Source organism: Mesorhizobium sp. 113-1-2, from assembly GCF_016756475.1.
Taxonomy (GTDB): Bacteria; Pseudomonadota; Alphaproteobacteria; order Rhizobiales; family Rhizobiaceae; genus Mesorhizobium; species Mesorhizobium loti_C.
On record NZ_AP023242.1, the window covers coordinates 7,028,586 to 7,043,817 of the forward strand.

The window sequence follows — 15,232 nt, forward strand, 5'->3', positions numbered from 1 at the left end:
CCGTTACATTCCCCTTGCGATATCCATGTTAGGGGCGATGCAAAAATCCCGGAAGGGCTCGAACCCTGAAGAACCGCCAAAAACCGACCCTCAAGACCTAAAAAAACGATGCCATTGGCGTGTCAATTTTTTGAGCGCTGGCCTGCCGCCGGCTAGCGGATGGCTGTCAGGCGCCGTCTTCGCGCGCCCGTGAAAGGATCCATTCGCGCACGATGCGCGCGATGTTGCCTTTGGAGAGCTGGCTCTCGGTGAGGTAGTAATTCCAGGGGCTTGGCGGCCGAACCGGAAAGGGTTCGACGAGCAGCCCGCGACGCAGATAGGCGTGGGCAAGCGACCGCTGGGTAGCGACCAGTCCGGCCCCCATGGCAGCGAGTTCGAGCGCGATGTTGGAGGCGTTCGTCGACAGCCCCTTGTCGTGCTCGTCCATGTCGAGGCCAAGCGCCGTCGTGACGACCTGCCAGTATTCCTGACGGCCGTGCACGAAGATCCAATCCACCTTGAGGATATCGCGCGGCGTCTTCAGCGCGTGTTCGCCATCCAGCAGCGCCGGAGCGCAGAGCAACAACAACTCGTCGTTCCAAAGCGGGATGCCCGCGGGCGGGCGATCGTCGAAACGCCGCGTCGAAATCGTGATGTCGGCGATCTGCTCGCTGATATCCTCCCAGATCGTGCCGTGCAGCACGATCTCGATCTCGGGATGCTTCTTGCGGAACGCGGCCATGCACCCCGCCAGCCAGTTCTCCGCCAGGCTCATCGGGCAGGAGACGACCACGGTGCGGTTGCGCGAAGAGGTGACGATCGCCTCCGTCGCCTGGTCGATCTGATCGAGGGCCTGGCGCAAGGTCGGCAGGAAGGCCTCGCCCATTTCGGTCAGCTTGAGGCTGCGTGGATAGCGGATGAACAATTGCCGTCCGATGTAATGTTCGAGCGCGCGCACATGCGTGCTGACCGCGGCCTGCGTGTATCCGAGTTCGTTGGCGGCGGCGGTGAAGGAGAGATGCCGGGCCGAACTCTCAAAAGACCTGATATAGTTCAACGGGGGTGGCGGCTTCATCGCTCTCTCCTGCAAGATGCAGGGATAGCTATCGCACAGACCGGCCGGCGTTCAATCGTGCCTGATCGCAAGACGTGAATTTTTTTGGCCAATGCCGCTGAACTAATTGCGTGAAAGCACGATGAACCCAAATTAATGATGTCGTGACGCAAAGGGGAGTGATGCAAGTGGCTGTGCCGTCGCATCGGCGTGAAGGGCCTGACGCAAGTACCAGCGTTGCCGTTCGCCTGGCCGATTTCGTGTTACGGCGGCCGGCGGCCGCATTCCCCGCCTCCGTCCTCGAGCAGGCACGCTATCTCCTGCTCGACACAATCGGCATTGCCATTGCCGCCGGTCCGATGGAAGCGGGCCGGATCGCCCGCGACACCGCCACGCTTCTCTATGCCTCTACCGACCCGCGGCATTCGGCACGCATGCTTTTCGATGGCCGCCGTGCCAGCATCGCGGGAGCCGCCTATGCGGCCGCGACACAGATCGACAATCTCGACGGCCATGACGGATACAGCCCGACCAAGGGCCATATCGGCGTCGCCGTCGTGCCGGCGCTGGCAGCGCTTGCCGAGGCACGCCCCGACCTTGGCGGGCCGGAGGCACTGGCAGCCCTGGTCGTCGGCTACGAAATTGCCGGCCGGGCGGGCATTGCGCTGCACGCAACCGTGTCGGACTACCATACTTCGGGCGCATGGAACGCGCTGGGCGTGGTTGCGGTGGCGGCAAGGTTGCGACGGCTCAGCGACGATCAGCTGCGCCAGGCGCTCGGCATTGCCGAATATCACGGCCCACGCAGCCAGATGATGCGCGAGATCGCGAACCCGACAATGCTGCATGACGGCTCGGGCATCGGCGCGCTGATCGGCCTGTCGGCGGCCGTGCTCGCAGAACGCGGCTTTACCGGCGCGCCGGCAATCACGATCGAAGAGCCCGAGGTCGCGCCACATTGGCAAGATCTCGGCGCCTTCTGGCAGGTGCTGCACCAGTATGTGAAGCCATACCCGATCTGCCGCTGGGCGCATGCGGCGATCGACGCGACGCGCGGGCTCTGCCATGCACATCATCTCGCACCCGCCGACATCAGCCACGTCGAGGTGAACAGCTTTCATTACGCCGCAACGCTGTTCGACGGCATGCCGGACACGACCTCGAAGGCGCAGTACAGCCTGCGCTTCGCCGTCGCGACCTTTATCGTCCATGGCCGCATCGGACTGGAGCACATTTCTGGCAGCGGGCTGGAGGATGCTGCCGTGGCGGATATGCTGAGCCGCATCACGGTCGTGGAATCGGAACGCCACAGTGCCCGCTTTCCGGCGGGCCGCTGGGCCGACGTGCTGATCACGACCACTGATGGGCGGATCCTCGCTTCGGGCGATGTGCATGCGCGCGGCGGACCGGAGGCACCGCTGACGCAAGCTGAGATCGAGGCCAAGTACATGGAATTCGCCGCGCCGGTGCTCGGACAAGGCCGCGCCGAGGCGATCCGCGACGCGGTGCTGTCGCTCAGCGACCGCGACAGCCTCTTCTCCGACCTCTCGGCCTTGCTCTACGATCCTCCGGTGATCACCAGGATGCTGCAACGACCGGCGTGGTAGCGGCCGGACGGCGGCAGCGGTGATCACACCCGAATACCATCACGCAAAAGAGGATACGCATGACCCGCCCGCAAGGAACCATCGCACCGATCCTGACACCGTTCGCGGATGACGGCGGCATCGCACGCGACCTCTTTGTGTCCCATGCCAAATGGCTGCTGGACCAGGGCGCGCATTTCCTGTCCCCCTTCGGCACCACAGGCGAGGCGCTGTCGCTCTCACTTGGTGAGCGCATGCAGGCGCTGGAGTGGCTGATCGAAGCCGGCATTTCGCCAGGCCGGCTGATGCCCGGCACCGGCGTCACCGCGCTTCCGGAAACCGTCGAACTGTCGGCGCACGCGGTCGGGCTCGGCTGCGCCGGCGTGATGGTGCTGCCGTCGTTCTTCTACACCGCCGCCGGCGATGACGGCCAGGCACGCTACTACAGCGAACTGATCGAGCGGGTTGCGAACCCGGCAATGAAGATGATCCTCTACCATATTCCGCAGAACTCCGGCGTGCCGGTGAGCCCGGCCTTGACCGCCCGGCTGAGCGCGGCGTTTCCCGACACTGTCGTCGCCTACAAGGACAGCGCCGGCGACTGGAACAACACGGCGGCGGTGATTGCCGCCGCGCCAAATGTTGCGGTGTTCCCCAGCTCCGAAGCGCAACTGACCAAGGGGCTGGCCAACGGCGCGGCGGGCTGCATCTCGGCCACCGTCAACCTCAACGCCGCGGCCATCCGCTCGCTCTACGATCGTACGTTGGCCGGGGAGAACGTTACTGAGGCGGATGCGGCGATCAAGGCATTCCGCAAGATCATCCAGGATGCCGGCTTGATCCCTGCGATGAAGGCCGTGCTGGCCGTGCGCTCCGGCGACCAGCGCTGGCTGAACCTGCGCGCGCCGCATGAGAATGCAACGCTGGAGAACGGGCAAGCGCTGCTTGTCGCGCTGGGCAGTGCCGCCGATCATATCGGCCACGGCTGAGGCCCGCGCCATGTCGGCCCGCCCAACCGTAATTCTGCACACCGACAAGCCGGCCGGCGCGTTGGCCGTGCTCGCCGAGACGCACCCGGACCTCCCGGTCCACCCCTGCGAGAGCTACGCTGGGCTTCCCGAACTGATCGAGCGCGTGGCGGCGGAAGTGGTCTATTCCATCCGCTTCGACGGCACGCCGCGCTATCCACGCCAGGCCCTCGTCGAAAGCCCGACCGTGAAATGGGTGTCCATCGGCGGCTCCGGCACGGATCATCTGGGACGCTGGGATCCGACGCGCGTCACGGTGACCAATTCCGCAGGCGTTGCCGCCGGCATGCTGGCGGAATACGCGCTCGGCGCCATGCTGTCCTTCTCGCTCGACCTGCGCGGCTTCGAACGCCGCCAGCAGGCGCGGCAGTGGGGCGGCGGCCGTGTCGAGCCGATCGAAGGCAAGACCGTGCTGATCATCGGCCTTGGCAAGACCGGCGAGGCCGTCGCCAAACGGGCAAAGGCGATGGGCATGCATACGCTGGGTATCCGCGCGCGGCCCAAGCCGACGCCATGCCTGGACGAGGTTCATGGCGTTGACGCGCTGCTACCACTCATCGGCCACGCCGATTTCGTCATCTGCTGCGTGCCTTTGCTGCCGACCACGCGCGGCCTGCTCGGCAAAGCGGCCTTTGCCGCCATGAAGCCTTCCGCCGTGCTCATCGACATTTCGCGCGGCGGCGTCGTCGAGGAAGCAGCACTTCTGGCCGCGCTCGATGCCAAACAGATCAAGGGCGCGGCGCTGGATGTCTTTGCGACCGAGCCGCTGCCCGCCGAGCACCCGCTTTGGGGCTACGACAACGTCGCCATCACGCCGCATTGCGCGGCGGTCTATGACGGCTGGGACATCAAGTCGGTGCGAATGTTCGCCGACAATCTGGCGCGCTACCGCCGCGGCGAGCCGCTGGAGAATGTGGTCAGTCCGGAGCGCGGCTATTGAAGGCCGGGAAGGAATAAATCCGATGTCACAGGACAGGCGCGGCGGCGGCCGCAAGTCGAGGCTGGAACGCGGCGGCGGCGGCATCGCGCAACTGCCGTGGCAGAGCGTCAAGAATCCCTATCCGCCCATGCAGCTTCTCGACGAAGAGCGGATGCAGCAACTGCACGACACCTCGATGCGCATCCTGTCGGAGCTCGGCATCCGCGTGATGAGCGAGCGGGTGATGGACCTGTTCGCCTCCGCCGGCGCCATCGTCGACCGCGAGGAAAAGACCATCCGCATCGACGAGAGCCTGGTGAACGAGGCGCTGCGCGCGGTGCCGTCCTCCTTCACGCTGACCAGCCGCAATCCTGAGAAGCAGGTGCATCTCGGCGGCAATTCGCTGGTCTTCGGGCTGGTCGCTGGCCCGCCCAATGTGCACGACCGCATCAACGGCCGACGTCAGGGCAATCTTGCCGACTACCAGAACTTCATCAAGCTGGCGCACCACTTCAACGCCATCCACATCATCGGCAACCAGGTGGTGGCGCCGATGGAGCTGCCGGCCAACGCGCGCCATCTCGACACCTATCACGCCAATCTGACGCTGAGCGATCTCTCCTTCCACTGCACCGCGATCGGCCGCGCCCGGGCGATGGACGGCATCAACATGATGGCGATAGCGCGCGGCATCTCCGTCGAGGAGATGCGCGCCTCACCGGGCGTGACCACGATCATCTCGATCAACTCGCCGCGCCTGTTCGACGATGCGATGGCGGAGGGACTGATCGCCATGGCCGAGCACGGCCAGCCGGTGACCGTCACGCCCTTCACGCTGATGGGCGCGATGACGCCGGTGACGCTGGCGGCAGCGCTTTGCCAGCAGAATGCGGAAGCGCTGTTCGGCGTGGTGCTTACCCAACTCGTCAACCCCGGCACGCCGGTGATGTATGGCGCCTTCACCTCCAATGTCGACATGAAGTCGGGCGCGCCGGCCTTCGGCACGCCGGAGAACGCCAAGGCCAACATCATCGCCGGGCAATTGGCGCGGCGCTACAATCTGCCCTACCGCACCTCCAACGCGAATGCCTCCAATGTGGTCGATTTGCAGGCGGCCTATGAGACGGAAATGGCGACCTGGGGCGCGGTGCTTGGTGGTGCCAATCTGATCTACCATGCGGCCGGCTGGCTCGAGGGCGGGCTCACCGCGTCCTATGAAAAGCTCGTGCTCGATGTCGAGATCCTGCAGAACATGATGGAGTTCCTGCGGCCGCTGCCGTTCCAGGAAGACGACCTCGGCTTCGAGGCGATCAAGTCGGTGCCGGCCGGCGGCCATTTCTTCGGCGCCGAGCACACCATGTCGCGCTACACCACCGCCTTCTACCAGCCGATGCTCTCCAACTGGCAGAACCATGGCGCCTGGGAGGAGGCCGGTGGCAAGGATGCGCTGGAGCGGGCTACGGAGCTCTGGCAGCAGGCGCTGCACGATTACGAAGAACCGGTGATGGACCCCGCGATCCGCGAGGAGCTCGACGCCTATGTCGCGCGCCGCCGCGAGGAGATCGCCGCCAATCCGGACGGCTAGAGCATGATCCCGAAAAGTGGGAACCGGTTTTCTCGGACAAACGGTTTCCGTTTGTCCAGAGATCATGCTCCAACAAGAGAGTTGGACCTTTGCCCGATGCCATACGATCTCGTCATCCGTCATGCGACGTTGATTTCCGGCGACAGCTCGAAACCTTTCGAGGCCGACATGGCCGTCACCGGCGACAGGATCGCCGCCATCGGCCGGCTGGACGACGTGACTGGCATCGAGGAGATCGATGCCAGGGGCAAGGTGGTCGCGCCCGGCTTCATCGACGTGCACACCCATGACGACGGCGCGCTTTTGGCGCCACACGGCATGGACCCGAAGATCAGCCAGGGTGTCACCACGGTGATCGCCGGCAATTGCGGCGTCAGCCTGGCGCCGCTGCTTCTCGACAAGACACCGCCACCGCCCTTCACACTGGTCGGCGGCCGCGAGAATTTCCGCTTCGACCGTTTTGCCGACTATGTCGCCGAGCTCCAGCGGCGCGGCATCGCCACGAACGCGGCCCTGCTCGTCGGCCACACCACCTTGCGCCAGCGCTGCATGCCGGTGACCGATCGTGCAGCCAATGACGCGGAGACGGCAGCGATGCAGGAGGCGATCGCCGAGGCGATGGCCGAAGGCGCCTTCGGCCTCAGCACCGGGCTCGACTATCCGCCGGCGGTCAACTCCTCGACCGAAGAGGTCAAGGCGCTCGCCGCCACGGCGGCAAGCCTCGGCGGCCCCTATGTCACGCACACGCGCAATTATTTCGAGACAATGGACGAGGCGATCGAGGAAGCGATCGACATCGCTGATCATGCCGGCGGCAAGCTGTTCATCTCGCACCACCAGTGCACCGGCCGCGCCAATTTCGGCAAAAGCCGTCCGTCCCTGGAAAGGATCGACCGGGCGCGCCAAACGATGGACATCGGCATGGATGTCTACCCCTATGCCGCGAGCTCGACCGTGCTTCGCTTGGAGCGCTGCGACACAGGGCTCAAGATCCTCATCACCTGGTCAGATCCGCATCCCGAGATGGCCAGGCGCGAGATCGCCGACATTGCGCGGGAATGGAACTGCAGTGAGCGCGAGGCCGGCCAGCGCCTGCTGCCAGCAGGTGCTGTCTATTTCCAGCTCGACGAGACGGACGTGCGCAACATCATGGCGCATTCACGCACCATGATCGGCTCGGATGGCCTGCCGCATGACATCCATCCGCATCCGCGCCTGTGGGGCACGTTTCCGCGTGTGCTCGGGCACTATGCCAGGGATGTCGGCCTGTTCAGCCTGGAGGAAGCCGTGTTCCGCATGACCGGCCTGCCCGCACGGGAGTTCGGCATCGCGCAACGCGGGCTTCTCGCGGAAGGCAATTTCGCCGATCTCGTCATCTTCGATCCCGACACGATCATCGACACCGCCACGTTCGAGGAGCCGCGCCGGCCCGCCGCCGGCATCGAGCATGTCTTCGTAAACGGCGTATCCGTCTGGCGTGGCGGCAGAGCAACCGGAGCGCTGCCGGGCGCGGTGCTCAAGCCGGCGGCCTCAAAGGTCGTCAGAGGCGCATGCGGCTGCGGCGCCGATCACAGAGCCTCGTAAATCCGGTCGACGGTTTCCAGCGTGTAGACAAATTCCACCGGCCGCGTGCAGCGCCAGCCGTCGAAAGGCTGGCCGGCGAGCGCCTTCAGCGCCTCGGGCAGGCGCAGGATGCCGCCGCCATAGAGCCGGTTGGCCATGTCGAGCATGCCGGTGCGGTGCATGGCCTCGCTCATGCTGCCGCAGGCCTCCTTGACCAGCCAGACCCTGAATCCCTGATAGACCGCGTCGAACACGCTCTCGGTCACGCAGCTGTCGGTCAGCACGCCGGTGACGATCAGGTTCTCGACCTTGAGGTCGGCAAGCCGTTTTGAAAGATCGGTGCGGCGAAAGGCGCTCGGCCAGTGCTTGTGGATGACGATGTCGCCGGGCCGGGCCGCCACTTCGGCGCAGATCGCAGCACCTTCGCTGCCGGCCACGGCGGAGCGGAATTCCTCGGTCAGGATCTCTTCCTGCCTTGCATAGCCATCGCGTTCCTCCGGTTTCACCCAGGCCTGCGCATGGATGACCGGCACACCGGCCGCGCGGGCGGCTTCGATCAGCGCGGTGGTGTTGGCGAGCACCGCGTCGTAGCCGATGACCGGCCAGGCCGCACCGGGGCGATATTCATTCTGCAGGTCGATGACGAGCAAGGCGGTCGCGGCAAGGTTCATGGCTGTCCCACGGGATTGTCGAAGTCGGTGACGAAACGAAGAAGCAGGCGGATCGCCTGATCGAGATCGGCGATTTCCATCGCTTCATGCGGGTTGTGGCTGCCGTTCTCGTTGCGCACGAAGATCATGGCGGTCGCAATCTCGGCGCCGGCAAAGGTGGCCGCGTCATGCCCCGCCCCGCTCGGCACATGCGGCGCCGGCATTTGCAGTTCGGCGGCAGCACCGTCCAGCCTCGCGATCAGCGGCGGCGACATGGTCGCCGGCTCCCAGGTGAAGCGCGGCCCGGCCTCGAAGCTGACGCCACGCTTGGCGCCGACCTCTGCGAAGATCGCATGAAGGCGCGCTTCGATCCGGTCCAGCACTGCGGCCTCGGCGCTGCGCACATCGAGCGTGAAGCTGATTTCGCCCAGGACGCGGCTGCCGCCGTGCTGGCTCGGATCGGATTCCACCCGGCCGAAGGTGATTGTGGCTTCGTGGCCGTCGCGCTCGAGCGCGTCCCATTCCGCTTCAAGGCCGGCGACCAGATCGGCAAAGCCGAGCACGCTGTCATGGCGGGCAAAGCGCGGCTCGGCGCCGGAATGCGCGTAGGCGCCGAAGCATTTCGCATCGACATAGCGAAAGCCGCCGGCAATGCCGGTGACGATGCCGACCGGCGCACCGGATGCGACAAGGCGCGGTCCCTGCTCGATATGCACTTCGACAAAGGCCGCGATCCGGCCGGCGTCGATGCCCGGCACACCGCGCCGCACGGCATCGGGATCGAAGCCTTCCTCACGCATGTGATCCGCAAGCGTGCGGCCGCTGTCCGACCGCTTCGCATCGAGCGCCACCGGGTCCAGCAGGCCAAGTGCTGCCTGACTGCCGGGATAGGACAGCGGAAACCAGACAGCCTCTTCGGCGCGGGTCGCCAGCACGATCAGATCGCGCGGCAATTGCATGCCTTGCCCGAGCAGTTCGGCCATCACCGCCAGCCCGGCCACGACACCGGCGGCGCCGTCGAAATTGCCGCCATGCGGCACGCTGTCGAGATGCGAACCTATGACGATCGCCGGCAAATCCGGACTACGTCCCTTCAGAGTCAAATAGAGATTGCCGGCGGCATCGACATGCGCCGTGGCGCCGAGCTTTTCCGCTTCGTCGCGCACGAGATCATGGGCGAGGCGCTCACCTGGTCCGTAGGCGACGCGGGTGATCCCTGGCGCGTCGCTGGTGGCCTGCGCCAGCCTCTCCAGCAGATGCCCGGCCAACGTGCCGCCGGCCGTGAGGGCAGCGTTGCTCATAAAGCAACCTGCCTGGTTTGAGACTCGTCGCCGCGCAGCCGGTGTGGCGTGAGATCGTCCATCGACACGCCCTGCCTTGCGACATCGTCTGGAAAGCCTTTGCCAGCAATCAGGCTGGCGCAGACGCGCGACAGCGCCGGCGAGGTCTTGATGCCATAGCCGCCCTGCCCGACCAGCCAGACGAAATCCGGGACCTCGTCATCCGGTCCGACCACCGGCGACCCATCTGCGACGAAGGTCCGCAAGCCCGCCCATGAGCGCGACACGCGCTGCACTTCGATGGTGGTCGCCCGTTCAAGACGCTCGGCGCCGATCGCCACATCGATGTCCTCCGCATAGGCATCCATCGGCGGAGAAAGCGTCGCATCGGCAGGCGAGACGAACAACTGCCCGGCATCGGGCTTGAAATAGAATTCGGCGCCGACATCGTTGACCAGCGGCCACTCTGTGATGTCGACGCCGGCGGGCGCCGGAATGTTGAAAGCGGTGCGGCGCTTCGGCTGCAGGCCAACCGGACGCACACCCGCCATCAAAGCGATCTCGTCACCCCAGGCACCGGCGGCATTGACGACCGTTGGCGCAAGGAATGTTCCCGCCGGGGTTTCGACCCGCCACTGGCCGCCTCGCCGGTCGATCGCCTTGACGCCGGCATTGGTGACGATGCGCGCGCCACGCGCGCGGGCGCCACGCAGATAACCCTGGTGCAGGCCGTTCACATCGATGTCCATCGAATGCGGTTCGGTATAGGCGCCGGCGAGGTAATCCGCGCGCAGCACCGGCACGCGCGCAATCGCCTCGGCCGGCGTCATGGCGACAATCGAGGGCACCAAGGCCTGCGCGGCCTCCAGATCCTGCGCCAAGAGATCAAGCTGATCGGCGCGCGCCACGGTGATCATGCCGCGTTTGCCGAGCAGCGGGTAATCGCAGAAGCCGCTGGGCGGCTCGGTCAGGAAAGACCGGCTCGCCAGCACGATGCGGCGGATGATGCCGTTGCCATAGTTTTCGGTAAAACTCGCCGCCGAGCGGCCGGTGGTGTGGTAGCCGCAATGGCTTTCCCGCTCAAGCACGATCACTTTGGCGGAGCGGGACGTTTCGAAGGCGGCGCCGGCGCCGGCAATGCCGCCACCAATGATGATGATTTCGGTTTGCTCGGCGGCACTCATATCAGCCCATCCCTCAACACGGCTGCACAACCTCGCTTTTGCGCGGCGCGGCAGGCGGCTCACCCAGGCGTCCGCGCCGGGCACGGTCGCGGGCGCCCCGCCCCTCGGCCAGATTCTCGGCCAGAGAATTCTGCAGGGCGCAATCTTCAAGTGCGAGGTCGGTGACAAGCGGCACCGGCTTGCCGGCGATCGCCATGCCTTTGAGCCGCGCCCAGACAGCGCGCCGCTTGCGCACCTGGTGCGACTGCAACTCACTGATTTCGGCAATGCCGGTCTCGCGTTTGATCTCCAGCGCGCCGGCTTCGACCGCCGCGTCGAACAGCTCAAGGCCGCGCCTAGTGCGCACGATGATGCCGTTGAGCGCCTCGTCCTCGGCCGCCGGTCCGCCGTTCAACCAGGCGTCATGAACCGCGATATCCGCCACCTGGCCGATCGCGTCCGGGCAGATCTTGCAGCGCGGCTGGATCATCCATTTGTCCTCATCCTCCCACAGCTGCCGATAGGTGAGCTCAAAGGCGCGGCCGTCCCTGGTTTCGATCCGATTGAGGCCGGGATTGCCGTGGCCGCGATAGCGAAATAGCGTGAGCTCGTCCTCGGCGAGGCCGAAACGCTGCAGCACCTGTTCCGATTTCGACAGGTCGGATGCGCCGCCGCAGACGAAGGCCAAAGCATAGCGCATATACTGGTCGACGCGGGGATCGAGCCGCGCCAGGTTGCGCACGGCAGTGATGTCGCAAGGCTTGGCGATCAGCGCGAAGGGCTCGCCGCGATCGAGGATGTCGCCGAAATCCACCAGGATCGCCGCCGGACCATAGCGCGAGCCCGCACCCTCAAGCATCGACGCGGCATCGAAGCTCAGCCGCCTTTCGCTGCGCATCGGCTGGGAACGCGATGCCGCGACATGCAGCACGAATTTGACGCGGCCGGAGCTCAGCAGGAACTGGCCGAGCGCTGTCAGCACCCCGCCGCCGGAACCGATAAATCGCACGGTCGGGTCTTTCGCGCGGCCAAGCACGAGCCGTTCGACAGGCCCCCAGACGGTATCCGTCAAAGCGGCTTCGCTTGATTGCGCCGGTGGCGGACCGGCGATGCGCGTTCCCGGACAGACGGCGTTGATCCGCATCAGCGTCGGCCTGTCCAATGCCTCCCTCGCCACCGGCCGCTCGCGGCCCTCCGGCGTCATCACCATTTCGATGGCATCGGGCGTGGCGATCGAACGGCACAGGCCGCAACCGATACAGAGCCCATTCTCGACGATCGCGCCCAGTGACAGCGGGTCGGCCGCGCGCGGCATCGTGTCCTGATTGGTTTCGACGAGGCCCATGTCGTTCGATCTCAGACCGGTTCCGAAATGCGCCGGTACTGGTCGGGGCGGCGATAGAGCGCGAAGTTGAAATTCACCTTCCGGCAGGTCTCGATCAGGTCGAGATCGGCGCGATGAACGATGACCTCGTCGTCGAGCGATAGCGCCTGCGCGGCGATCTCGCCGGTCGGCGCGATGATGCAGGAGCCGCCGATCAACGCCTGGCCGTCTTCCAGCCCTGCCTTGGCCGCGGCCGCCACCCACAGCGTGTTCTGGTAGGCGCCGGCCTGCATTGGCAGATGGTTGTGGAACATTCTGAGATGCGCCAGCGCCGGCGCCTCGTCGAGCAGCAGCGGCGTGTTGTAGCCCAGCAGAACCACCTCTGCGCCATTGAGGCAGAGCATGCGGTAGGTCTCGGGCCAGCGTCGGTCGTTGCAGATCGCCATGCCGATACGGACGCCGCGATAGTCGAAGACCGGGAAGCCGAGATTGCCCGGTTCGAAATAGCGGCGTTCGAGATGCGTGGTGGTGCCTTCCTCCGGCTCGGCTGAGCCCGGCACATGCATCTTGCGGTAACGCCCGATGAAGGCGCCGTCCGGTCCGACGAGGTCCATGGTGTTGAAATGGCGCGTGCGGCCGTCTTCCCTGGCGATCTCGCAATAGCCGAGCGCGAAGCCGACTTTGAGACGCGCGGCGGCATCGTAGAGGCGCCGCGTTTCGGGGCCTGGCATCGACTGTTCGAAGAAGGCGTCGATCTCCGCCTGATCGTCAATGCGCCAGCGCGGAAAGAAGGTGGTCAGCGCCATCTCCGGGAACGCCACGATTTCCGCCCCTGCGGCGGCGGACTGCTCTAACAAGTGGACGAGGCGATCGACCGTTTCGGTACGCGAAGCGCTGCGCTGGATGGGCCCGGTCTGGGCGACCGCTATGGTCAGGCATCGAGCCATGGCGTCGTCTCCTCAACTGGTTTTCCCGATCGCGCCGGATCGGCCGCGGTGCGCTCTATGAATTGTCCGAACCCCGGCCGCACCTGCAGCTCGCCGTCGGCGACCACCGGCACGCCGCGCACCAGCACGGTGGTCGGCTTGCCGGTCACGGTCCGGCCCTCGTAAGGGGTGAAGTCGACGCGCGAATGCAAGGCGGCATGACCGAGCATCCAGGTCACTGTCGGATCCCACAGCGCCAGGTCGGCATCGAGGCCGACCGCTATCCGCCCCTTGGCGTGGGCCAGACCATAGATCGCGGCGGCATTGCGCGAGGTGAGATCGAGATAGCGCTCCAGCGTCAGCCGGCCGGTCAGCAGCCCTTCCGAGAAGAGCAGCGGCAGACGAGTCTCGATGCCGGGAATGCCGCTCAGCGTGGTGGTGAAGCCAGGTGTCTGCGACCGCGCGATCTTGTCGGCGAAGAAATAGGGCGAATGGTCCGAGGACCAGAGGTCGATGCCGCCATCGATCAGCGCCTGCCATAGATGCTCATGGCTGCGCGGCGAACGCGGCGGCGGCGAAAAGACGAAACGCGCGGCATCCAGGGCCGGCCGATCGAGGTCGGCGGCGCCGATGAACAGATATTGCGGACAGGTCTCGGCGATCGCGTCGACGCCGCGCGTCCTCGCCCGCGCCACCTCTTCGGCCGACTGCCAGGAGGAGACGTGGACGATGGTCATGCGCGCGCCTGTCATTTCGGCGAAGGCCAGCGCACGATGCGTGGCCTCGCGCTCCATCGTCTCGCTGTGGGCAACGACATGGTAGCGGATATCGGTGCGGCCGAGATCGATCAGGCGCTGGCGCGTGCGTCTTATGGCAGCATCGTTCTCGGCATGGACCATGACGATCCAGCCAAGCGTGTGGGCGGTATCGAGCACCCTGAAGAAGAGATCGTCGTCGACGGCGAAACCCTGATAGGTCATGAACAACTTGACCGAGGCGATGCCACGGCCGGCGAGCTGCGAAAGCTGTTCCTCTACATCCGCGCCGGTGCCCATGGTCACCACGGCGTGCAGCCCGTAGTCGATGACCGCGCGCCCCGTGGCGCGATCGAGAGCGCGGTCGATGGCGCCAATTGTCGTCATGTCCGGACCCGGCATGCCGAACGGGACGATGCATGTCGTGCCCCCGAAGGCGGCCGAGATGGTGCCGGACTCGAAATCGTCGGCATTGCCCGCCCCGCCCCAGACCGGCTGGTCAAGATGGCAATGGGCGTCGATACCGCCGGGCATGACCCAACGACCGTCGGCGCCGATCACGGATTGACCATCCAGATCGGTCCCGATGGCGGCGATGCAGCCATCGTCGATGGCGATGTCGCATTCGGCCCAACCGTCGTCGAGCGCAACCCGTCCGCCTTTGATCACCAGCTCATGCATTCGGTTTGCCCACCCCAATCGGCGTCAGCCGACCGCCGCCGTGACCATGATCTCGACGCGATATTGGTCGCCGGCAAGTCGTGCCTCCACCGTCGCGCGCACCGGCATGGCGCTGCGATCGATCCAGGCATCCCAGGCCGCATTCATCATCTCGAAATCGGCGATGTCGCGCAGCCAGATCTGAGCACTGAGAAGCTTCGACTTGTCGCTGCCAGCCTTGGCCAGAAGCGCATCGATCTTGGCGAAGATCTGCTTGGTCTGCGCGGTGGTGTCGCCGGAAAGGTCGTCCACCGTCAGGCCGGAGACATAGACGGTGCCGTTGTAGCGCAGCACCCGACAGAAGCGTTGGCCGTTCTCAAGACGTTCGATCGTCATCTCCTGGTCTCCTCTCGATGTTCTGCAGGCGGCCTATCGTAGGGAGCGTGCGAAACGACTGTAAAGCCTGTCGCATGGCGCGACGCCGTTTTCAGCCACCGGGATGGCCAAAAAAAATGACGCCATAGCCGTGTCAATCTTCGCTTGTGGCACGCATGATGAAGTGTAGCTTCTGTCTGGGAGAGCAGCCGCTGGTCAGCGTGACTGCCAAGGGGAGCCGTCGCCATGCATGAACGTCCAGCGTCGGTCATTGATCCTGTTTGCGATCGCCGGCGTCTGCTCTAGCCGACCGACAGCGGCATTCATGGGATCGATTGCTCAATCCGCGATGCGCTTGTGGCGGAATGCCGAGCGCTCCCGCGCC

13 protein-coding genes are annotated in these 15,232 nt (G+C 65.5%); 5 read left to right on the forward strand and 8 right to left on the reverse strand.

The features are described from left to right. Positions 1-166: 166 nt before the first annotated feature. Complete coding sequence (locus tag JN279_RS33920; protein WP_095198109.1) at positions 167-1,054, reverse strand: LysR substrate-binding domain-containing protein; 888 nt, start codon at positions 1,052-1,054, stop codon at positions 167-169. A 167-nt stretch (positions 1,055-1,221) separates the two neighbouring features. On the opposite strand from JN279_RS33920, the gene JN279_RS33925 reads away from it, so the two are divergent. The 5 genes from JN279_RS33925 to JN279_RS33945 all read left to right on the forward strand — a co-directional run bounded on the left by JN279_RS33925 (position 1,222) and on the right by JN279_RS33945 (position 7,735). After that, positions 1,222-2,640 (forward strand): MmgE/PrpD family protein, encoded by a 1,419-nt coding sequence (locus tag JN279_RS33925; protein ID WP_244734275.1) that lies wholly within the window; start codon positions 1,222-1,224, stop codon positions 2,638-2,640. Positions 2,641-2,699: 59 nt separating this feature from the next. Beyond that, positions 2,700-3,608, forward strand: coding sequence for a dihydrodipicolinate synthase family protein (locus tag JN279_RS33930; protein ID WP_202351382.1), 909 nt, complete (start codon positions 2,700-2,702; stop codon positions 3,606-3,608). Positions 3,609-3,618: 10 nt separating this feature from the next. Continuing rightward, positions 3,619-4,587 carry a D-2-hydroxyacid dehydrogenase gene (locus JN279_RS33935; protein ID WP_202351383.1) on the forward strand — a complete coding sequence of 323 codons (969 nt, stop codon included), beginning with the start codon at positions 3,619-3,621 and terminating at the stop codon, positions 4,585-4,587. Positions 4,588-4,609: 22 nt separating this feature from the next. Next, positions 4,610-6,151 carry a trimethylamine methyltransferase family protein gene (locus JN279_RS33940; RefSeq protein ID WP_202351384.1) on the forward strand — a complete coding sequence of 514 codons (1,542 nt, stop codon included), beginning with the start codon at positions 4,610-4,612 and terminating at the stop codon, positions 6,149-6,151. Between the two features lie 96 nt (positions 6,152-6,247). After that, positions 6,248-7,735 (forward strand): N-acyl-D-amino-acid deacylase family protein, encoded by a 1,488-nt coding sequence (locus JN279_RS33945; protein ID WP_202351385.1) that lies wholly within the window; start codon positions 6,248-6,250, stop codon positions 7,733-7,735. Here JN279_RS33945 and JN279_RS33950 read toward each other — a convergent pair. From JN279_RS33950 to JN279_RS33980, 7 genes are read right to left on the reverse strand one after another with little or no spacing between them, the layout of a single operon-like run. Next, the gene (locus JN279_RS33950; protein ID WP_096454305.1) at positions 7,720-8,385 is read right to left on the reverse strand and encodes a cysteine hydrolase family protein; all 666 of its coding nucleotides are present in this window, start codon (positions 8,383-8,385) and stop codon (positions 7,720-7,722) included. The two genes, JN279_RS33945 and JN279_RS33950, sit on opposite strands and share 16 nt — an antisense overlap. After that, positions 8,382-9,665, reverse strand: a complete 1,284-nt coding sequence (locus JN279_RS33955; protein WP_202351386.1) for a Zn-dependent hydrolase — start codon at positions 9,663-9,665, stop codon at positions 8,382-8,384. The genes JN279_RS33950 and JN279_RS33955 overlap by 4 nt, the downstream gene beginning before the upstream one ends. Beyond that, complete coding sequence (locus JN279_RS33960) at positions 9,662-10,828, reverse strand: NAD(P)/FAD-dependent oxidoreductase (protein WP_202351387.1); 1,167 nt, start codon at positions 10,826-10,828, stop codon at positions 9,662-9,664. Before JN279_RS33960 ends, JN279_RS33955 begins: the two co-directional genes overlap by 4 nt. A gap of 13 nt (positions 10,829-10,841) precedes the next feature. Next, positions 10,842-12,152, reverse strand: a complete 1,311-nt coding sequence (locus JN279_RS33965) for a Coenzyme F420 hydrogenase/dehydrogenase, beta subunit C-terminal domain (protein ID WP_202351388.1) — start codon at positions 12,150-12,152, stop codon at positions 10,842-10,844. 11 nt (positions 12,153-12,163) lie between these two features. Next, positions 12,164-13,078 carry a nitrilase-related carbon-nitrogen hydrolase gene (locus JN279_RS33970; RefSeq protein ID WP_202351389.1) on the reverse strand — a complete coding sequence of 305 codons (915 nt, stop codon included), beginning with the start codon at positions 13,076-13,078 and terminating at the stop codon, positions 12,164-12,166. Continuing rightward, on the reverse strand, positions 13,063-14,493 hold the full coding sequence (gene hydA / locus JN279_RS33975) for a dihydropyrimidinase (protein WP_202351390.1): 1,431 nt from the start codon (positions 14,491-14,493) through the stop codon (positions 13,063-13,065). Before hydA ends, JN279_RS33970 begins: the two co-directional genes overlap by 16 nt. Before the next feature lie 24 nt (positions 14,494-14,517). Next, entirely contained in the window at positions 14,518-14,868 is a 351-nt protein-coding gene (locus JN279_RS33980; protein ID WP_202351391.1) for a RidA family protein, read from the reverse strand. Positions 14,869-15,232 lie beyond the last annotated feature (364 nt).